The organism is Paenibacillus sp. FSL R7-0189, assembly GCF_037969925.1.
GTDB classification, from domain to species: Bacteria; Bacillota; Bacilli; order Paenibacillales; family Paenibacillaceae; genus Paenibacillus_AQ; species Paenibacillus_AQ odorifer.
The window spans coordinates 1,859,386-1,879,530 of the sequence record NZ_CP150223.1 but is presented as its reverse complement, the minus strand read 5'-3'; the positions used below and the strand labels follow the sequence as shown (position 1 = coordinate 1,879,530).

At 43.4% G+C, this 20,145-nt stretch carries 20 protein-coding genes, 1 tRNA gene and 2 riboswitches; of the genes, 13 read left to right on the top strand and 8 right to left on the bottom strand.

From position 1 onward, the window contains the following. Positions 1-9: 9 nt before the first annotated feature. Positions 10-525, bottom strand: coding sequence for an anaerobic ribonucleoside-triphosphate reductase activating protein (nrdG, locus tag MKY63_RS08065; RefSeq protein ID WP_036682580.1), 516 nt, complete (start codon positions 523-525; stop codon positions 10-12). Beyond that, entirely contained in the window at positions 522-2,507 is a 1,986-nt protein-coding gene (locus MKY63_RS08060) for an anaerobic ribonucleoside triphosphate reductase (RefSeq protein ID WP_036682578.1), read from the bottom strand. Before MKY63_RS08060 ends, nrdG begins: the two co-directional genes overlap by 4 nt. Positions 2,508-2,748: 241 nt before the next feature. Beyond that, positions 2,749-2,984, bottom strand: a riboswitch (cobalamin riboswitch). A 378-nt stretch (positions 2,985-3,362) separates the two neighbouring features. On the opposite strand from MKY63_RS08060, the gene MKY63_RS08055 reads away from it, so the two are divergent. The 3 genes from MKY63_RS08055 to MKY63_RS08045 all read left to right on the top strand — a co-directional run bounded on the left by MKY63_RS08055 (position 3,363) and on the right by MKY63_RS08045 (position 5,363). Continuing rightward, complete coding sequence (locus MKY63_RS08055) at positions 3,363-3,671, top strand: MTH1187 family thiamine-binding protein (RefSeq protein WP_036682575.1); 309 nt, start codon at positions 3,363-3,365, stop codon at positions 3,669-3,671. A gap of 94 nt (positions 3,672-3,765) precedes the next feature. Continuing rightward, positions 3,766-3,837 (top strand) — tRNA-Thr (locus tag MKY63_RS08050). A gap of 722 nt (positions 3,838-4,559) precedes the next feature. After that, on the top strand, positions 4,560-5,363 hold the full coding sequence (locus MKY63_RS08045; RefSeq protein ID WP_339812404.1) for an undecaprenyl-diphosphate phosphatase: 804 nt from the start codon (positions 4,560-4,562) through the stop codon (positions 5,361-5,363). A gap of 278 nt (positions 5,364-5,641) precedes the next feature. On the opposite strand, the gene MKY63_RS08040 is transcribed toward MKY63_RS08045, so the two are convergent. From MKY63_RS08040 to MKY63_RS08020, 5 genes are all read right to left on the bottom strand, one after another. After that, on the bottom strand, positions 5,642-5,857 hold the full coding sequence (locus MKY63_RS08040) for a hypothetical protein (protein WP_036682571.1): 216 nt from the start codon (positions 5,855-5,857) through the stop codon (positions 5,642-5,644). A gap of 224 nt (positions 5,858-6,081) precedes the next feature. Beyond that, complete coding sequence (locus MKY63_RS08035; protein WP_076297301.1) at positions 6,082-6,411, bottom strand: hypothetical protein; 330 nt, start codon at positions 6,409-6,411, stop codon at positions 6,082-6,084. Positions 6,412-6,722: 311 nt separating this feature from the next. Next, complete coding sequence (locus MKY63_RS08030; protein ID WP_076103868.1) at positions 6,723-7,067, bottom strand: DUF3221 domain-containing protein; 345 nt, start codon at positions 7,065-7,067, stop codon at positions 6,723-6,725. A gap of 191 nt (positions 7,068-7,258) precedes the next feature. Next, positions 7,259-8,080 (bottom strand): SDR family oxidoreductase, encoded by an 822-nt coding sequence (locus MKY63_RS08025; RefSeq protein ID WP_339812401.1) that lies wholly within the window; start codon positions 8,078-8,080, stop codon positions 7,259-7,261. 13 nt (positions 8,081-8,093) lie between these two features. Then, the gene (locus MKY63_RS08020; protein ID WP_339812399.1) at positions 8,094-8,507 is read right to left on the bottom strand and encodes a MarR family transcriptional regulator; all 414 of its coding nucleotides are present in this window, start codon (positions 8,505-8,507) and stop codon (positions 8,094-8,096) included. A gap of 327 nt (positions 8,508-8,834) precedes the next feature. On the opposite strand from MKY63_RS08020, the gene MKY63_RS08015 reads away from it, so the two are divergent. Next, positions 8,835-9,248, top strand: a complete 414-nt coding sequence (locus tag MKY63_RS08015) for an ASCH domain-containing protein (RefSeq protein ID WP_076179467.1) — start codon at positions 8,835-8,837, stop codon at positions 9,246-9,248. A 196-nt stretch (positions 9,249-9,444) separates the two neighbouring features. Here MKY63_RS08015 and MKY63_RS08010 read toward each other — a convergent pair whose 3' ends face one another. After that, entirely contained in the window at positions 9,445-9,837 is a 393-nt protein-coding gene (locus tag MKY63_RS08010; protein ID WP_081386753.1) for a hypothetical protein, read from the bottom strand. Positions 9,838-10,334: 497 nt separating this feature from the next. Next, positions 10,335-10,425: riboswitch (cyclic di-GMP riboswitch) on the top strand. 108 nt (positions 10,426-10,533) lie between these two features. Here MKY63_RS08010 and MKY63_RS08005 point away from each other — a divergent pair. From MKY63_RS08005 to MKY63_RS07965, 9 genes are all read left to right on the top strand, one after another. After that, the gene (locus tag MKY63_RS08005; protein ID WP_339812395.1) at positions 10,534-12,033 is read left to right on the top strand and encodes a choice-of-anchor A family protein; all 1,500 of its coding nucleotides are present in this window, start codon (positions 10,534-10,536) and stop codon (positions 12,031-12,033) included. A gap of 326 nt (positions 12,034-12,359) precedes the next feature. Continuing rightward, positions 12,360-12,722 (top strand): LPXTG cell wall anchor domain-containing protein, encoded by a 363-nt coding sequence (locus MKY63_RS08000; protein ID WP_339812392.1) that lies wholly within the window; start codon positions 12,360-12,362, stop codon positions 12,720-12,722. A gap of 147 nt (positions 12,723-12,869) precedes the next feature. Further along, a complete protein-coding gene (locus tag MKY63_RS07995; RefSeq protein ID WP_305953723.1) occupies positions 12,870-13,805 on the top strand; it encodes an alpha/beta hydrolase in 936 nt (311 codons plus the stop codon). Between the two features lie 819 nt (positions 13,806-14,624). Further along, a complete protein-coding gene (locus tag MKY63_RS07990; RefSeq protein WP_036681022.1) occupies positions 14,625-15,014 on the top strand; it encodes a NusG domain II-containing protein in 390 nt (129 codons plus the stop codon). Beyond that, positions 14,998-15,555 carry a Gx transporter family protein gene (locus MKY63_RS07985; protein WP_036681020.1) on the top strand — a complete coding sequence of 186 codons (558 nt, stop codon included), beginning with the start codon at positions 14,998-15,000 and terminating at the stop codon, positions 15,553-15,555. Before MKY63_RS07990 ends, MKY63_RS07985 begins: the two co-directional genes overlap by 17 nt. 29 nt (positions 15,556-15,584) lie before the next feature. Further along, on the top strand, positions 15,585-16,439 hold the full coding sequence (locus MKY63_RS07980; protein WP_051491165.1) for an ATP-binding cassette domain-containing protein: 855 nt from the start codon (positions 15,585-15,587) through the stop codon (positions 16,437-16,439). Then, on the top strand, positions 16,430-17,332 hold the full coding sequence (locus tag MKY63_RS07975) for an ATP-binding cassette domain-containing protein (protein ID WP_076215095.1): 903 nt from the start codon (positions 16,430-16,432) through the stop codon (positions 17,330-17,332). Before MKY63_RS07980 ends, MKY63_RS07975 begins: the two co-directional genes overlap by 10 nt. Further along, positions 17,325-18,116: an energy-coupling factor transporter transmembrane component T gene (locus tag MKY63_RS07970; RefSeq protein ID WP_339812389.1), complete on the top strand. Its 792-nt coding sequence runs from the start codon at positions 17,325-17,327 to the stop codon at positions 18,114-18,116. Before MKY63_RS07975 ends, MKY63_RS07970 begins: the two co-directional genes overlap by 8 nt. Before the next feature lie 43 nt (positions 18,117-18,159). After that, positions 18,160-20,085 carry a U32 family peptidase gene (locus MKY63_RS07965; RefSeq protein ID WP_076272721.1) on the top strand — a complete coding sequence of 642 codons (1,926 nt, stop codon included), beginning with the start codon at positions 18,160-18,162 and terminating at the stop codon, positions 20,083-20,085. Positions 20,086-20,145: the final 60 nt, after the last annotated feature.

The window sequence follows — 20,145 nt, the reverse complement described above, 5'->3', positions numbered from 1 at the left end:
ATTGATATATTATAGCGCAGCAGGCTGCCACAGAAAGACCTCCGAGCCGTTCATGCTGGCCGGAATGTCGATAATGCGTTGGTTGGAGCTTCCCCGGTAGAGAAGCGTAGTATCTTTCAGTTCTTCTACAAATCTTCCATCTATTAACACCTGACACTGCTTAAGTAGATCCCATTCCGGCGTACCGGGAAGGGCTGTAAGTTCTTCGTACGTATAACCACTGTAAATCCAGATTGAGAAGCCTGGCAGTACAGCGCGAAGCTCATGAATGAACCCCAGCAACTCTTCTGCTGAGAAAAAAGGATCGCCGCCTGCCAGTGTCAGACCATCCAGCAAAGGGTTAGCGGCGATTTCTGCAATAATTTCATGTTGTCGTTCTAAGGTGAAGACTTCTCCATATTTAAAGTTCCATGTCTCGGGATTAAAACATCCCGGGCAACGATGGCGGCAGCCGCTGAGAAAGAGGACGGCCCGCATGCCCTCTCCCTCGTTAATCGACTCCGGATAGTAACCGCAAATATTCATAGATGCTTAACGCGATCCCGTACTTCAGCTTGTTTGGCGGCATTAAAGCGGGTCTGATAGTCGCCGGTTAAATAACCTGTAACTCTGCGCAAACGGCGGATGTGCACGTCATTCTCATGTGCGTTGCAGGAAGGACAGTTTGTCCCAATTACGCCTTCGTATCCACAGCTGGAGCAGCGGTCAATCGGATGGTTAATGCTGAAATAGCTGACCTGTTGTTCGAGCGCATATTTAATGATTTTGATAAAAGCCGATGGGTTGTTGCGGGCATTGCCGTTTAATTCGACATAAGAAATAGCCCCGGCATTGCAATATTCATGGAAAGGAGCTTCCAAGCTGATCTTCTGAGCAGCACCCAGATCGAAGTATACAGGGATGTGAAAAGAGTTCGTATAATATTCACGGTCGGTTACGCCCGGAATGGAACCCAGTACCTTGCGATCAACTTTTGTGAATTTACCGGACAAACCTTCTGCTGGAGTTGCGAACAGAGTGATGTTGAGATCCAGTTCCTCACTTTTCCGATCGCAATAGTCCCGCATATGACGCACAATAGCCAGCGCCTTGGCATGAACTTCCATATCCTCGCCATGGTGTTTGCCGTACATAGCTTTCATACATTCCGCCATACCGATGAAGCCAAGAGACAGACTGCCATGCTTTAGCAGATCGCCTACAGTGTCATCAGGTGCAAGATGCTCGCCGCCTTCCCAGACGCCTTCTCGCATCATGAAATCGGAAGCTTTAGCTTTTTGTGCGGTTTGAATGTGGAACCGATGAAGAAGTCCTTCCAGCGCAATATCCATATAATGATTTAGATCTTCATAGAAGCCAGCTTCGTCTGCGATGGTACGTCTGCCTGTTACTGTGCCGTGTGCCAGACCTAGCCGAACCAGATTCAGTGTATTAAAGGAAAGGTTGCCCTTTCCAGAGCAATGATTACGACCAAAACGGTCACCGAGCACTCGGGTTCGGCAGCCCATTGTAGCGAACTCCGTATCAGGATCACTTGGATCATAATACTGCAAGTTGAGCGGAGCGTCCAGATTAGCGAAGTTTGGATATAGTCTGCGCGCAGAACATTCAGCCGCTTTTAGGAACAGTTCATAGTTAGGATCGCCTTGTTGTTGATTGATTCCTTGCTTGCATTTGAAGATTTGAATCGGGAACACTGGTGTTTCTCCGCTGCCAAGTCCGTTCATAGTTGCTGTTAGCAGAGAACTGATCACAAGCTGACCTTCTGGTGAAGTACAAGTACCGTAGTTGATGCTGGTAAACGGTATTTGTCCACCGGATCGGCTGGACATGGTATTCAGATTATGTACCATACTTTCAGCCGCTTGCAGGGTTTCGATTTCGGTTTCCTTTAGTGCAAAACGGAACGCTCTTGGATATAACTCCGCCAGATCGGTCCGGCTCATCGTAATCTCGCCCAAAGATTCATCAGCTTGTCCTTCTTCAAAATAATCCAGACCCTTGCGGAACAGCTTGGCGAAGGATTTGGTTACATAAGGTGCCAGATCATAGTCGAGTTTATTGGCGGATACACCACCATATTGAGCATTTTGCTGGGATTGGAAAATAATCGCTACCAGAGACATAGCAGTCATTATTGAGTTCGGAGGACGAACGCTGCCGTTGCCGGTATTGAAACCTTCACGGAGAAGTTTATCAAACGGGATAAAAATACAGTTCGTCGTTCCAATCGCGTATTGATCCAGATCATGCACATAGACGACATTGTCATCAATAGCCTGCACTAGCTGCGGCGGCATCGTAAAATTGCGGGCGTACCATTTTGAATATTCACTGCCGAACTTGCTCATTTTACCGGAGAAACTCTCTCCATTCAAATTGGCATTCTCGCGCAATAGGTCCATATCCCGACTGTCGATAATATCCCGGCCTAAATCAATGAGCTCTTCTAAAAGAACTTCCCGTGCATTTTCTACTCCATTAAATTGTCTCTCCAACAACGTCATTGTACAGCTCTCCTCTCAGTATAAAAGAAAAACATCTATCATCAAATCCATATATCCATAGGAAGTTGGACTGCCATAAGCAGTCGTATATTTGTTCTGATTACATAAAAAAAGCATCCCCTACCCGAGGATGGCAGAAAATGCCCGATGCGTTATGTAAATATCCACACGGATATTTGCAGAGGTCTCTACGTAGATGACCGCATGCGGACACCATCCCTGTTCCTCGCAGGCATCAATAGTTGGTGTCGTCGAAACAGGTAGGTCTCCTGGCTTCCGTGGGATCTCTCGGCGCCTTCCCAAGGGTGTTCCTAACCCTCAGTGGCATCTGCCGGGAGATGTGGATTCTCAAGCTTCCCAGAAGCTTAAGAAGGCCATCCGGTTACAGTGGCGGGACCGCAGCGGATTCTCACCGCGCTTCCCTATTAAGCTCTAAATCCGGTTAAGGATCAAAGCGCCTGTCTCCACTATATTTTGTTGTCGTTAGATAAAAATAACCCAAGATGTTGTGTTTGTAAACAGTTTTTTAGAAAACCCGCGCGGGGAGCGGGTTCTTTAAAAGTACTCCACAAATGATCCACAGGCTGTCCATAAGTAATCCACAATTGATCCACAGGGAGATGCGAAATGATTCATAAATTGTCCGAAAAGATGCCACAAAGAGTCCATAAATATAGTGCAGATGACCCTAGAATTTGCGCATGAGAAAATACTCTTAGCCCAAAGTCATATTTTGGAGTAATCAGAAGAAATAGAAGAGATAAGGGAGGATAATCTTGCTTAGTTTGTGACAGAGCGGTGGAATTGTTACAATGGAAGAAGATAGATTCGATAAAATTTCGAGGAGGTATTCTCATGCCTATTGCTGAAGTTACAGTTATTCCAATTGGAACAGGCAGTACCAGTCTTAGCAGCTATGTTGCGGATATGCAGCGGGTGCTGAAGACAGTAGAAGGGATTACATATGAACTTACGTCCATGGGGACGATCATCGAAGGGCCTCTGCAACGCATTTTTGCGGCGGTAGAAGCTTTGCATGAGTCTCCTTTTGCCGCAGGTGCAGAACGTGTCTCTACCTCACTTAAAATAGACGACCGCCGCGATAAACCCTCCACTAGCCGTGGAAAGTTAGAGTCTGTGGAGCGTAAGCTACAGGTGGATTAGCAGTTTAGGAGGGCGGAAAACAGGGAGAAATAGGCTTGCGTTTCTGGCTGAAAGTTGTATAATATTTTTTGTTTGACAGAAAAATCAGCTTTAAGCTGGTGTAGCTCAGGGGTAGAGCAACGCACTCGTAATGCGTAGGCCGGGGGTTCAATTCCCTTCACCAGCATCCCAAAAAACCATATGTGGCGCGGATTTCCGAGGGTTCGGGACCGCGTCATTTTTCATTAAATCCCCTGGCTTCTAACATTCTTCTAAAAGATAAGACATGGCGAAATCGCTAATGAAAACGGTATGACTAGTGGTCACTGTCGAGCAGATGGAAGGTGTGTCGCAAGCTGACAGCAGTCAGAATGAAGGATGGTGGAGGAGGAGCAGCATAAGCTGCTTTTCTCTTGCGGGGGCAGATTGGTTAGATGGTAATTACTATAAAAATAAAAAAGACACCACAAGGTGTCTTAGTACAGATACTTTTCGCTCGAATTTCACGAGCTCGTCAGTGAACTGAGTTCATAAGCAAGACTGGCTACGGCTAACAGATGAAGAGATAAAGTAATATCAATGTTAAAATGTGCGGTAATATTAATTTTCATAGATAACCACGCTCCTAAAGTATAAATACACATAAAGAAAACTTTATAAAGCGCTTGGCCTGCCATCATCAGTGCCAGGTAGCCATCCTGTACAGACGCCTTAGCGTTTCGACAGTAACATTATACTTAATATTTTGTGTTTTGCAAACCAAAGCCCCCTTAAGACTGAAATAATGAGCAATGTGACAATTATGTCATTCTGAATTGAATATTGTTAGGTTAATCGATGGGGAAGTTTACGTTTCTCCCTTATACTGGAAATTAAATGATTTTATTTCCGAAAGGGGACAATCCACTGATGACTGACGTAATTAAAGCAATAATACTTGGCATAATAGAGGGCTTAACTGAATTTTTACCAGTATCATCTACTGGACACCTTATTTTAGCAGGCGATTTGCTTAGCTTTGAGGGAGATGCTGCAATAACTTTTAAAATTGTTATTCAGTTGGGTGCAGTGATGGCAGTTCTAATTCTTTATTGGAAAAGGTATTTGGAAATTGGGGTTAATATGATTAGAATGGATTTTTCCAAAAGCAAAGGATTAAATGTCATTCATATGATTTTGGCTATGTTACCAGCATTAATCCTATATCTTCTCTTCAAGGACACAATAAAAAGCCAATTATTTGGCCCAACCCCTGTTTTGATCGGTCTAGTTGTTGGTGGGGTGTTGATGATCATTGCAGCGCGGAATAGGCGGACTGAAACCGCTGATACTATCGATGGGATTAATTATAAACAGGCTTTCGGAATTGGTCTGTTCCAATGCTTGGCGTTATGGCCGGGATTTTCGAGATCAGGTTCGACAATTTCAGGTGGCCTGTTGCTTGGCACTAGCCAAAAAGCCGCCGCAGATTTTACATTCCTTATTTCCGTGCCAGTTATGTTTGGTGCAAGCTTGTTGGATTTGTACGATAGTCGTGATTTGCTGAGTTCTGACGATTTACTTCTAATGTTAATTGGCTTTGCGACATCCTTTCTTGTGGCAATGATTGCAGTAGTGACGTTCATCAAACTGATTAAGCGACTTCGATTGGAGTGGTTTGCTCTATACCGGTTTCTTTTAGCAGCTCTCTTCTATTTAATTGTCATACAGTAATTGGATTAGTCAATATGAACATCATGGGAAAGAAGCTTTTAAAAAAGGGCTATACATCATATCCTGCACAGATTAAACTAGAGGTTCAAAACAAGGGGAAATCACCAAACAAGACAAAGCTCAAGTAGTCTATGAACTAAGGAATGAATTTTCGGTGAAAGCACTTCTACAGCTAGCCATTATCCCTCGTTTGTTTCTTCTACCATTAATATCACAAAGTGATTTTACAAGTGTTTGGGAATATGAAAAACCCCACCAGTTTAAGGTGGGGCTTTTGCTTACCAAGTATTATAGTTCGATTGATACTTAACTTGTTTATTCTCATAGCTCTCATTGGGGTAATCACGTCTGACAGACTGCAAGTAGCCTGAAATTGCAAATGCTGCAATAAGCCCTCCTATAATTCCTGTGATTAAGCTGAATGTTGAAAATCCGAATGTGGCAACTACTCCAATGGAAGACAATGCTACAAGCAATAGACTGAATATTTTCATCTTTATACACACCTCCATTTTGTATATGTAGTAATTTGAAAATTAAGATTGATACGTTACTATATTTGATCGGTTTCGATAAAAATAATAATATTTCAGCAAATCTTTAGACGGGCTTCATACTTATTTAAGCTAAGAGGATTATAGTAATCACATAACCCCCTTATAAAATAGATCTAGACCCTGCCGAAAGTGGTGGGGTCACTTTTTTGCACAGAGTAAATTTATAAATATGGTTGCCCAATATAGAAGAGAAACAAGAAATATAGAATGTAGAGAATGGGTAGTTTTATTTTTAATTTCTTGCAGAAATTTTTGAATTTTTCTGAGGTCTTGGACACATTTTTCATCACATATCCATAAATGAAGAATTGTCCAATAACAAAGAAAATGAGCTTAAGGGGAAAGCTGCCCCTGTTCATCTCAGTGAAAATAATAGTGAATGTGACAGCCACGAAGGTTAGTGATACAACTTTTAAAAACTGTGCATAACGATCTGGTGGTTCTTTGATAGGATCCTGTTGTCCCCATTTTCTCTCGTCAATTTCTGTCATGGTAAACCTCCAATCTACGAATGTTATTAGTATTTCACCAGATTGAGATGCTTTTTGAACAATGAGAATTAAGTATAAGCTCCTATAGTTGTTTCGTAAGGTTTCAGTAATTCCAACAAAGAGTAAATTCCCAAATGCTTGGGATTATGCCTACTGGCTTCGGTTGGTGAGCTTTTTCAGTTTACAGAATGTTCCAGAATTATTATATTCAGATTATGCAAATGTTTCGTCCGGGAGAGATTATTCATAATACAGAAGCGCCGTCCCTTTTGGAGACGTCGCTTCTTTATAGTAGATTCTATTCTTTTTGCTCAATTCTTGATTTTGGTGATTTTTTTGGCGGTAACTTGTGCAGGGAATGAATCATCACTTACTTCAAAAAATACTTTAATCTCATCGCCTTTTTTATATTTAGAAGGTGCAACTTTATTTACCCAAATGGCTTGAGAGTACTCATTAGATTCGAGCACCTCCTTGTATTCCTTGTTCAAGTCTTCTTCTTTTAATTCGGAAATTACTAAAATTCTTTTATTTTCTACATCTATTGTATGTACAATTCCTTTCAAAACTTCATCATTCTTACTACAGGCGGTGACTAATAACAAAAAAACAAAAATAAGAGTCCATTTAATAGTAGTACGTGGTTTTTGAATCATGGACCTTCCCCTCTAGTGGTTACGACATTAGTTTAAAATCGGTTGCACAGGCATAGCATTTAGTACATTACCAATATAAGAATAAACAGCAGCATATCCATTATGACGACCTTTATTGATTCCCCTCGCACGCGGCAGTAACAATGTATCCTGAAATGCTTCCTGATGGTTTAGCCAAAAAACCACCATGATTAAACTAATTCGTACTTATAGTCATGTGCAAATTCTTTGAATGTAATGGGTCTTTTACCAAGTAATATTTGTAAATCGGGCGTGATTTTTTTGGCTAATCCAATTTTTGCAGTGAAGTAAATTCCAATCATAACAGTTACAAATTCTTTTTGAATTCCTTTTGTTAACATTTTATCTCTAAACTGAAGAACTGATGGATTAACATATTTGATTGTTTCTCCTAGCTCTTCAGATAAAATTTCAGCTACTTCATAGTAATCTAGCGCTTCAGTTCCCGTTAACGAGTAACCTTTATTTTCATGACCATTCTCAGTTAGGATTCTAGCTGTTACAGTACCGATATCACGAACATCGATAAAGCTAGTCTTGCCTTTTCCTGCGGGTACATAGATCTCCTTTTCTTTACGTAGCTCTTCCCCATGTTGAGAAATTAAGTTTTGCATGAAGAAACTTGGGCGTAAAAAAGTATATGGAATTCCTGATTTTTTAATGATTTTTTCAATTTTATGGTGTGGAACAATTGGGTTTTTCTCTACGCCCAATAGAGATAGAAACACAATGTGTTCAACTCCGACTTCCTTTGCGATATCTATGAGGGGTTGGAAATATTTTTTTGCGTCAGCTATATGAGGAGGGCGCAGTAAAAATAATTTTTTCACTCCTGTTAACGCTGGACGAAAAGAATCAGCATTTTCAAAATCAAAATAAACATACTCACTGTCTTTTCGATGGGAGACAATTTTAAAAGGTGTTTCACTTTTCCTTAGTTCGTTAACCACTTCACGTCCTACATTACCGGTTGCCCCTGTGATTAGAATCATAAGTCTCACTTCCCTAACTAATATTTAAATAGATCGTTTTAAGCACGTTCATAAACGTGGACATTTCTTGTTCAGAAATATTTTTAAGTGCGTTATCCATGATTTCGTCACTAAGAACTTCTATTTGACTCTTAATTATCATTCCCGAATCTGTAATAAATACAAGATTTGATCGTTTATCATTTGGATTATCTCTAATGTCCAGAAGTCCTTTTGCTTTAAGTCGCTCGAGTATACCCGTTATTGTAGGGCGATCCGAGTAAGTTCGCTCTGCAATCATAGCTGGAGTTGTTCCTTCTAAATGAATAGATATATCTTTTAATACTGCCCATTGAGGAGCTGTTACATTATAAAATGAAAGTTTTTTTGTTAAGCTTTTTTTCATTTCAAGACTTACTCTTATTAATAACTGTCCTGGGTTGTCCATAAATTAATTCCTCTCTTTAAATAGTTTGCACACTAACTACTTGATTAGTATACAAACTATATTCTCCTTTATCAATTTTAATTATTTTATTTGTTTAAATTGTGGGGAGTTACAGGTGAATGTCAATAATATTGATATTTAGAACTTTTGTTTGTATATAATAAAAATGAATGTTCTTATTTTTAGAGGCGATCAATCATGGAAATGAGTATCGACCAAACGGTTGGGATTATTTATCAAGTCTAGGAGAGCAAGATTACACAACGCGAGATCGAGATCCGTGACATCCGTGACAAACGTCCAACATAAACAAAGGGGATAGATATCATGCGGTGTATAACAATACGGCAGCCTTGGGCGACCTTAATTGCTCTTGGTGAAAAAGAGTTTGAAACTCGTTCATGGAGAACAGCCTACCGCGGCGAGTTAGGCATTCATGCCGGAATGAGGATTGACAAAAAGATTTGTGAACAGGAACCGTACAAATCAGTATTGGCGAAACATGGCTATACAGCAAATAATTTGCCGACAGGAGCTATTATTGCTACAGGTCAGCTCGCGGGATGTTATGTGGTTACTCCAGAGGTGGATTTAAGGGAATGGATCAATGGGAACGAATATGATTTTGGCGACTATAGCGAAGGACGGTTTGCCTGGAAGCTTGAAGGGGTTCATCCATTAAGCCATCCAATTCCAGCTAAAGGTCGGCTAAGCTTGTGGGAGCACTCTAATCACTTCTGAACAGCGAATGATATTTTTAATGTAATTTTTATGTGCCTATCAGCTTTTTTTCAGGTTCGAGGTATATATTGAAGACACCAAACACCCCCCAGTGTTTTGTGGTATATCTCTCTCAGGTCTTGCCAACTCCCATGGTAAGGCCTATTTTTTTGTTCGCTAATTGATGGGGGGAGAGTAGAGCGGCTTCTATACAGCTTTATTTAATTTGAAACTGTTCTTCGTAACTCTTAAAAGAGGAAATATCCAGCCCTAGGTATCTGCGCATATGGATGGCAGCCTGAGCCGCAACAATGTCATTCAACAGCAGCATTCGTTCGTGATAGCCACGACATATATACTTGGCTTCAATTCCCGTATTAAGTCTGTTTTGCTCATACACCTTGATTCCCCGTCTTCTCATTTCTGCACGAACATCCCTTAGATCTGTTGTAGCTACTGCAGCAGCTGTTCCAAGCACCTCCAGATAAGGGGCGGGTGTTCGTAAGTGTGTAGATAAAATGGCGGAGTCCCGTTCGAAAGCTGATAAAATCATCGGAAGCAATAAATAAGATTTCACCAGCATGTTGTCCCTGCTTTCTGCTCTATGCATGAATCTCATCACCTCTAATAGGAACGTATATTCGTATTCTACCCCGATATTCCAAAAATAATCAATGGTATTTCTAAACAGCTTATCCAATGTGATTAAATTCATAACTAAATAACGAAGAATAAATTATATTAAAATTGTAATAATAAAAAATTAATGTATCGGACGTACATAAAGGAGAATTATGATGGAAAAAGAGGGCAGCCTCCAGCGTGGATTGTTTTTTGGTTTAATTCTGAGTGTTCCCTTATGGATATCCATATTGGGCTATATACAGTTACTTTAAAATTTAATGAAAAACCTTATGCGAAGCGCCTTTAGGCGCTTTTTTTTGTATGGTAATAATGAGCGGAATCATCGAAAGGAATTGATTGACAATTGTGGGTGTCGGGCGCTAAACTGTTATTAATTCAAAAAGTATTAAAAGTCATAGACGGTTATTGGAGAGAATGCTTCGGCTACCAGTTCTGGACTTGCAGTGTAATACATATATATAGTCATGATAATAGCAAACCGTCTGAAAGGGCGGGACGCAAAGTCCAGGAGTCTAAAGTGTCTTAAAGGCACAATGACCGTCCGACTGCCATGAGAAGGGAATTCCACTTCTTTTTGGCGGTCTTTTTTGTTGTTAGGTCCTTTAGAGTTTCTGGTAATTATTCTGATTAATATAAATCATAGTTTTAGGAGGTGTGCCATTTGAAAAGAAGAATAAGACCGTTACTCTCGCTTGTATTAGCTGGGATTTTGACGGTAGGTAGTGGGCTTTCCTCATTAGGAGCTGGAGTTGCTGGAGCTAGTAGTTCTTCTACATTGGGAATTGCAGGGGTCTACAACGTGTTTATTCTAGGGGATATAACAACGGTTTCGGATACGGAAGGAAGGTTTGCTGCTGGAGGTAACGTTAACTTAACCAACTATAGTGTTGGAGATAGGTTGACCGCTGCTGAGGTTTCCTTGACTGACACACTTGTTGTTGGAGGGAATCTTACTTTCAACGGAGGTACTGTTTATGGGAATATCGTGCACGGGGGAGATTTTTCAGGGAATGTAACGCTCCTCAAGGGAGGTACAAAAAGACAGGGGAGTACGATTGACTTTTCAGCCGTAGGTCAGTCTTTGAAGGACAAATCAGCAGAACTTGCAGCATTGCCGGCGAATGGAACAACAGTGTACCAATATGGCAGTCTTACCCTGACAGGTACAGATCCTGCGGTCAATGTTTTTAATGTTCCAGGAGATAACGTCTCTAATACCTACGGAATTACAATAAATGTTCCTTCAGGATCTACAGCAATTATTAATATTGATGGTTCTAACGTAAAAATGAAAAACTTCGGATTTCTACCTAATAACGTGTTGAACAGCAAGAAAATTTTGCTTAACTTTAGCCAAGCTGCGTATATTGATATGGCAGGCATAGGTGTAATGGGAAGCATACTTGCCCCCTATGCTCATGTTGATTTTATTAATGGTCAGATTAACGGTACTTTAGTGGCGGCTTCACTCAAAGGGACTGGTGGTGGTGAATTTCACCACTATCCATACGATGGTGATGAACCTGGACCAACGCCGACACCAACGCCAACAGTGACACCAACGCCAACGCCAACAGTGACACCAACGCCAACGCCGACAGTGACACCAACGCCAACGCCGACAGTGACACCAACGCCAACGCCGACAGTGACACCAACGCCAACGCCGACAGTGACACCAACGCCAACGCCAACAGTGACACCAACGCCAACGCCAACAGTGACACCAACGCCAACGCCGACAGTGACACCAACGCCAACGCCAACAGTGACGCCAACACCAACACCATGTCCGACACCGACGCCAACGCCTACGTCAACACCAACAGTGACGCCGACACCGACGCCAACAGTGACACCAACACCGACACCGACAGTGACACCAACACCAACACCGACACCGACAGTGACGCCAACACCAACGCCGACGCCAACAGTGACACCAACGCCAACGCCGACAGTGACACCAACGCCTACGCCAACAGTGACGCCGACACCAACACCAACGCCGACGCCGACGCCAACACCAACGCCAACAGTGACACCAACGCCAACAGTGACACCAACGCCGACGCTAACGCCAACAGTGACACCAACGCCGACGCCAACAGTGACGCCGACACCAACGCCAACGCCAGAAGCAACACCGACACCACGGTAACACCAGAAGCAACACCGACACCGACGGTAACGCCTGAAGCAACACCGACACCGACGGTAACGCCAGAGGTAACACCGACACCGACGGTAACGCCTGAAGCAACACCGACACCGACAGTAACACCAGAAGCAACACCGACACCGACGGTAACGCCAGAAGCAACACCGACACCGACGGTAACGCCAGAGGTAACACCGACTCCAGAGGTAACGCCTGAAGCAACACCGACACCGACAGTAACACCAGAAGCAACACCGACACCGACGGTAACGCCAGAGGTAACACCAACTCCAGAGGTAACACCAACGTCGACACCAGAGACTTCGGTGTTCCCGACACCAACGCCATCATCCGTAATTGGCACTATAGTTCTTGCAGAAGATCCTGTGCCGCTTGGGCCTGTAGCTTCGCCGATACCAGCGCCAGTACCAACACCGTCGAATAGCACAGAAGTACTTGTTGATGATGATGAGATCCCATTAGGTCCGGTACCGGCAGTGACACCAACGCCAACACCAACACCTGATGAAATCATCGTAGTGGACGATACGATCCCATTAGGTAAGCCACCTGTGAAGGAATTGCCAAAAACGGGTGAATCAAGTCCTGCACCTTACTATGTAGCAGGTTTAGGTTTTGCACTTATCGGATTATTAATGAGAACCAAGTTCTCCAAAAAGAATAAATAATAAACGGTAGAGCAACATAGAGTCGCTTTCGGGGGGTGTCCCGATGGCGGCTCTATTTGTATGTCATGATTGCGATAGTTTGGTGCATTCTAAGTAGATGGTATACTCTTGTTGCAAAAGAAATGAAGAGGGGATGGCGAAGGCGAATTGATATGGTTCATTATTAGCGCTGTAATCATCATAGGGATTCTAATCTATGTGGGATTTTTCTTCTATGGTATTGCTATTAAACGAGCGCCAAAGGTATTTCTAAGTAATAATCCTAATCTGAAGGCTGATCCTCCGGTTGCCGGAGCTTCTTGGGGGGAGGGGAAGGATTGGGTCTCTCGCCAGAGCTTCGAGAATATTGAGATCGTATCTGCAGATGGACTTAAACTAAGAGGTTTCTTACTCCAATCTAATCGTGCTGCGGGACGCACAGCCATTCTAGCCCACGGTTATTCAGGTAAAGCAAAGGATATGGGGGCGTACGCCAAAATCTACTACGAGAACTTAGGCTTTAACATCCTAATTCCCGATGCAAGGGGGCATGGAGATAGCGCAGGGGATTACATTGGTTTTGGTTGGCCGGAACGAAAAGATTATTTGCAATGGATTGAATACATGATTAAAAAGACTAGGTCTAGTGCTCAAATTGTGCTTCACGGTGTTTCTATGGGCGGTGCTACAGTGCTAATGACCTCAGGGGAAGATCTTCCGCCGCAGGTAAAAGCTATTGTTGCGGACTGCGCTTATACCTCAGTAAAAGCACAATTATCTTACCAACTACGGCGCATGTATCGTTTGCCAAGTTTCCCTTTCGTTCAAAGTGCAAGTCTAATCACCCGCTTGAAGGCGGGGTATGGTTTTGGTGAAGCCTCTGCATTAAAACAAGTGCGGAAAGCGAAGGTTCCGATTCTTTTTATTCACGGGGATGCGGATAACTTTGTACCTTTTGCTATGATGAATGAATTGTATGAGGCATGCCAGAGTCCAAAAGAGAGGCTCATAGTGCCGCAAGCGGGGCATGGATTGTCTTATGATACGGATAAGGCGGGGTATATAGATGTAGTAACAGCTTTTGTAAGCCGATATGTAAAATAAGTCCTGAACGTAGACAGCGCCCGATATCCGCTAGGTAGCGGTTATCGGGCGCCTATATTTTTCCACACATGACGTAGTCCTTGAATAAGGATCGTACCGTCATGCTTTCTCGTTATATTCATCCCCCGCCGTTCGTGAGTAACGGGTGTCTTGATTCCTTGTTATTTCCAGCAGCCGTGTGGCGAGAATAATCCTTCCAATACGACAAAAGCCCTACCTCTCTTTTGCCCTTGCGGCTCCATTGACCGCGCCAGTGTGAATCGGAATGCTATATTTCGAATTTAATCTCATAAAAAGGAAGAGTACTGCAAGAAAACATAAAGCCTCTTTGTCCAAAATGCCGATGTGTATAATAGTCGGCCTGACATCTTCTTGGTGGGGATATTCAATATATCGAAAAACAAATACCATATAAATATAACACACTATTGTTTAAAAGGCAAATATAATAATGAATTCCAAGATAAGGTTTATTTGATTCTAGAGAGAAACAAACCTCGATAGGGAGCGCTTAGATTTCGAAAGTAACTTAAATTGGGTTAATTGTGAATTATTCCGGAAAAGCTAGTAAACCAGAGGAGATGGGCGATCTCGGTGCAAATGGGCTAAAATGTAAGTTGGATATTTTTGCAAACGCTACAAACTACAACTGAAAATGCCAGAGACGAAGGGCTTGTGTCTGCTGGGGTTATTTTGCGTGCCTATTTTGTGAACAGCTCTCTAAAACTGACAATAAACTCCAACATTGATTGAAGGATTGAGGGTAGACCGTTATAATTAATAAGTCTGGATTTTAATTAAAAAATAAGGGAGATTTTTATGAAACGCGCAGATGTGTGGCTGATTTCCATCGTATTGATTGCTGCGCTCGCTTTTCTCGTACCGAGATGGTTTTCGGACAATGATGACAAAGGTGGGGCCGGTAAAAATCTCATAGCCAATGTAACGGTGGACGGTGAGTTATTTAAAACGGTAAAGCTTACAAAAGAAGAACAAACCATTGAGGTCCGCACGGAACGCGGCTATAACATTTTGAAGGTGCATGATTACGGGATTGAAATGTACGATGCCGATTGCGCTGATAAAGTTTGCCTAGGTTTTGGTTTTATTACCCTGCCCAAACAGACGATTGTCTGTCTACCGCATAGAGTATTAGTCGAAATCACCAGTGCGTCGGGGGAGGATGATATAGATGCCTATGTCCAGTAGTGAATCTGCAACAGCTTTAAAAAGAACAGTGATTATTGCGATTTTCGCCGCAGTGGCAGTAGTGTTAAGTTTAATAGAGGCACAGATTCCGTTATCCGGGATGGGACTGGTGCCGGGTGCTAAGCTCGGACTGGCCAACATTATGATTTTGACTTGTATTTACTTTTTACGTGGACGGGATGCTTTCCTGCTTGTCATCCTCAAAACACTGCTTACTGCATTTCTGCTAGGTACCTTCTCAAGCTTGCTGTTTAGTTTATTTGGTTCACTTTTTAGCTTTGTTGTTATGTTTGTGCTGATGCTGATTAGTGGCAAAGGTAAGAGTATAAGCTTGATCGGAATTAGTATAGCTGGTGGGATTGCACATAATATCGGTCAGCTGCTGGCAGCTTCTATGGTATTTGCATCACTTAGTATTTTTTATTATCTTCCCATGCTGCTGATCACTGGGGTAGTAACAGGAATTGCCGTGGGCTATGCAGTCCGTTATTTGGTGGCGTCATTGTCAAAAATATCGCTGTTTGAAGAATTTTTGGACTGATTAGTCACATCAGCGGAAGGATGACTAACATGAATGAATCATACGAAGGTCAAGACTTAGAGGGAGAAGGACAAGCAGTCATCTCTCTGGATGGGGTATCGTTTGGCTATGATCCCGAGCATCCGATTCTTCAAAATATAACGTTATCTATCTCACAAGGACAATGGGTCAGCTTGGTTGGTCCTAATGGCTGCGGGAAGTCTACGTTGGTCAAGCTGCTTAATGCTCTGCTGCCTAAGGGGGCTGGTGAGATTGAGGTTAGTGGCATGCTGCTTAGTGAGGAAACGATCGGAAGCATTCGGCAATGTATCGGAATGGTGTTCCAAAATCCAGATAATCAGTTTATTGGAGCCACTGTAGAGGAAGATATCCTATTCGGCCTGGAAGGGCTTTGTTTGCCGTACGAAGAGATGGCTGAACGTTTGCACTCCTATACGACAAGACTAGGAATAAATCATCTGTTGTCCAAGCATCCGGGTGAGCTGTCGGGAGGCCAAAAGCAGCGTGTTGCTATCGCTTCCATTCTTGCTATGGAACCAGGCATCGTCATTTTTGACGAGGCCTCTTCTATGTTGGATGAAGGAAGCAGAAATGACCTTCTCGGCATTCTGCAGGATATGCGGGCAGAAGGGAAGTACACGATCCTCATGATTACGCATGATGCAGATGAGATTTTGGCATCGGATCGGGTGCTTGCGCTGCATGGAGGTAGTTTGGCTGCAGATGTTACACCGGCGGAGTTGTTCCGCAACGAGGAGCTTCTGGAAAAATGCCATCTGCGTGAACCTTATCCTTGGCGCCTTGCACGCGAGCTGCAGAACCAGGGTATTCATGTGGATGTTCCGATCAGTGAAAAGGAGCTTATAGACACGTTATGGCCATAGAATTACAGCAAGTAAGTTACACCTACGCTGACCGAAGCCTCTGGAAGCTGACGGCGCTCCGGGACATTAACCTCAGTGTACCCATTGGCTCGATGGTTGGTATTGCGGGGGCGACGGGCTCAGGTAAATCGACGCTGCTGCAAATGTTTAACGGGATACTGAAACCAACCGAGGGTACGGTAAAAGTGCTTGATGTAACCATTCAGGCTGGTGAGAAGTCACCTAAGCTAATGCCACTGCGCCGCCGAGTCGGATTGGTATTTCAATTTCCGGAGCAGCAGATGTTCGAAGATACGGTCGAAAAGGATCTCATTTTCGGTCCCCTTAATTTCGGTATGAGTCTCGATGAGGCAAAGTCACGTGCACGTCAGGCCATGTCAGATATGGGGCTGGATCTCGCGTTGCTGGAGCGGAATCCTTTTCAATTGAGCGGTGGACAAATGCGTAAGGCGGCTATCGCTTCCGTGCTAGCTATGGACCCGGAGGTCATCGTTCTGGATGAGCCCACGGCAACGCTTGATCCCATTAGCCGTGCAGAGCTAATCAGCTTGCTGGAGCGATTATGCCGTGAGCAGGGCAGAACGATCATTATCGTTACGCATCGGATGGATGAGTTATTGCCTTATGCGGACAGCTGGGTTGTACTTAAAGAGGGCAGCACGGCGTTTCAGGGCAGTGTAAAGGCACTTGCAGATGATCCTTCGATTCTGGAACAGTGTGGTTTGACGGTTCCTCAGTCCCTTCGTTACTGGCGTGCAGTTGCTGATCATTTAGGTCTTGTGGATGAAGTCCCCCGCTTGACGGCTGAGAGTCTGGCAGAGCTTATAGCTTCGCTGCCAGCGGAATCAATAAGCACTGGTAAGCCCGATGGAAAGAGGGATGACCATGAATGAGAAACTGATCTTAGGTCGGAGTATTGAGACCGGTTCGTGGGTGCACAAGCTGGATGCTCGTGCCAAAATCACTGGCATGCTATTATACGTAGCTGTTATCCTGCTCTCACGTTCGTGGATGGCCATGGCTGTGTTGGCTATTTTTTCGATAGCCGTTATGGCTTCCACGCGGATTCCGCTTAAATACTTCCTGAAAGCAGCTAAGCCTTTACGTTATTTAATGTTATTTATCTTTATTGTGCAGGTGGTGTCTGTGAAGACAGGGGAGGTAGTGCTGACTCTTGGTTCCTGGTCTATCTATGAGGGAGGGCTAAGATTAGGGGCATTTTCGGTCATCCGCATGTTCTTTCTTATCACCTTTACAGCGCTTCTGACCTTCACAACAACGCCGGGGAGGCTGAATCAAGGGTTGGAGGGGATCTTGACACCCTTCAAAAAGCTTGGCTTATCCCCTGACCGTATCACGCTGATGATCAGCATTTCACTTCGTTTCATTCCTACGATTCTAGATGAATCGCAGATCATAATGAAAGCGCAGGCCTCAAGGGGAGCCGATCTAAAAGAGCTGCCTTTGAAGGAAAAGGGACGGATGTTAGTCTCCCTGCTGGTCCCGATTATCGCCAGTGCTTTTAGGCGTGCTCAGGATCTGGTGTATTCCATGGAAGCCCGCGGTTTTCGCATGGATGCTCCCCGCAGTCGGTATCACCGCCTAAGGTGGGGCAAATTCGATACTGTTTTTATTGGGATGTTTGTGGTCATGGGAATTGCAGTAGCTTTGTTATAATACTCATTCCCTATTAGTAGTATCAACTTGGGAGGGAACTTGAATGGCACGTTATTTTAACGGTAGAGAAGTTGAATTACTCGCACCCGCAGGAACGTTTGAGATTTTCAAGGAAGTGATCCAATCACGGTGTGATGCAGTTTATTTTGGTGGACCTGTATTGAATATGAGAATGATGCGTAAAGGTTATAATCTTACTCATGAAGAGATTGTAGAGGCACTTGATATCGCTCACCGTCTAGACAAAAAAGTGTATATCACTGTGAATAATCTTTTTAGTGAGGAAGATGTGGAAGAAGCTAGAGAATACCTGCGTTTTCTTGATAGTGCTCGGCCGGATGCCTTGATTGTTCAGGATATGGCAGTGTTGGAGCTTATTCGGGAGATGGAGCTTAACCTTCCTATTCACTCTTCAGTAATGATGAATGTTCACAACCTGGAGATGATCTATGCACTGCGTGATCTGGGTGTAACTCGTGTAGTTACCTCGCGGGAAATGGACCTGCAGACAGCTAAGCTGCTTGGTCAGCGGAGTGGCATGGAGCTGGAATATTTTATTCATGGAGATATGTGCTCTGTGCATGGTGCAAATTGTTACTTTAGTTCCCATGTTTTTGGTATGAGCAGCAACCGGGGGAAATGTATGAAGCCTTGCCGCTGGGATTATCGGGTTAAAAAAGACGGATATGTATATCCTGCTGAATATCCACTGGCTGTCAAAGATATGTTTATGTATGAGCATCTTCCGGAATTGATTGAATCAGGCATTACTTCTTTTAAAATTGAGGGCCGTATGCGTGATAAGGAATTTATGGTGATGCTGGCGAATAGCTACGGCGAAGCCATTGACCGATATATCGATGATCCGATTGGTTTTGATCGTACGGTTGATACCAAAGAACTGTACAACAACCGCAAGCGCGACTTTTCGACAGCTTATGCTTTTGGTAAACCAGGGTTAGCTAATATCAACCGTCGTTATGAAGGTACGGGCAAATTCTATAGCACTGGAAAAGTATTTAGCACACCAACCGCAGAACGTGAGCTATCTGAAAAACGTGTAGAGGAATTGCGGGAACGTTTGGCGCAAGAAAAGAAGCCTAAGACAACAAAAGCGAAGCTGGCTGTACGTGTGAATAATATGGAACAGGCGCGCGTAGTATTGGAACTGGGTGTGGATAGTCTGTATTTGCCGGGCGATGTATTTGAACCGGACAGACCTTTTACAAAACGTGATATTAAGGAACTTGGTGAACTAAAAGGCGATAGCAAAATATATTTAGGGTTGCCACGCATGATGACCGAGCTGCATTTCGATCAATATGATCAATTGCTTGGTGGAGAACGCTTGCCGATCGACGGTATAATCGTTACTAATTTGGGAGCGATTCGCAGATACAGCTCTACAGGTTATCCGTTAATTGGAGATGGTAGTTTAAATGTCTACAATCATCTTTCAGCCCAATTATATGCAAAAATAGGTTTGACTCAGCTTTCGGTTTCACCGGAAATGACGCTGGAGCACTTTGCTACCTTTGCCTCACGTTGTGACACGCCTTTGGAAGTTGTTGTACATGGTACACCTGCACTAATGTATATGGAACATGACCTTTATGAGAATACTGAAGTAATGGAGCCTATCGCTGAAGAGGATAATCAATATGTGCACAATAATGTATTGGTTCTAAAAACAGACAAAGGTGAAAATCCGGTATATCGTGATCAGCACGGCCGTTGCCATCTTTTGTTCGCAAAAGAGCTCTGCTATTTACCGTTACTTGGTGAGATGATTGATCTAGGCATATCTAGCTTCCGTATTGAAGGAGCGACGTATAGTGCTCAGCAGTTGCGTGAAATTATAATTTCTTATCAACAAGCTATGAATCGTACTGAAGTGAAAGATGACATGCTAGGTGGTCTTGAGCCCATTTATGCGGGTTATACTCTAGGTTCGCTGCAATTTAACTAATTCTATTTTTCTGGACAAAATATCGTCTGCTAGTAAGAAGAATGCACAGTACTCTATCAA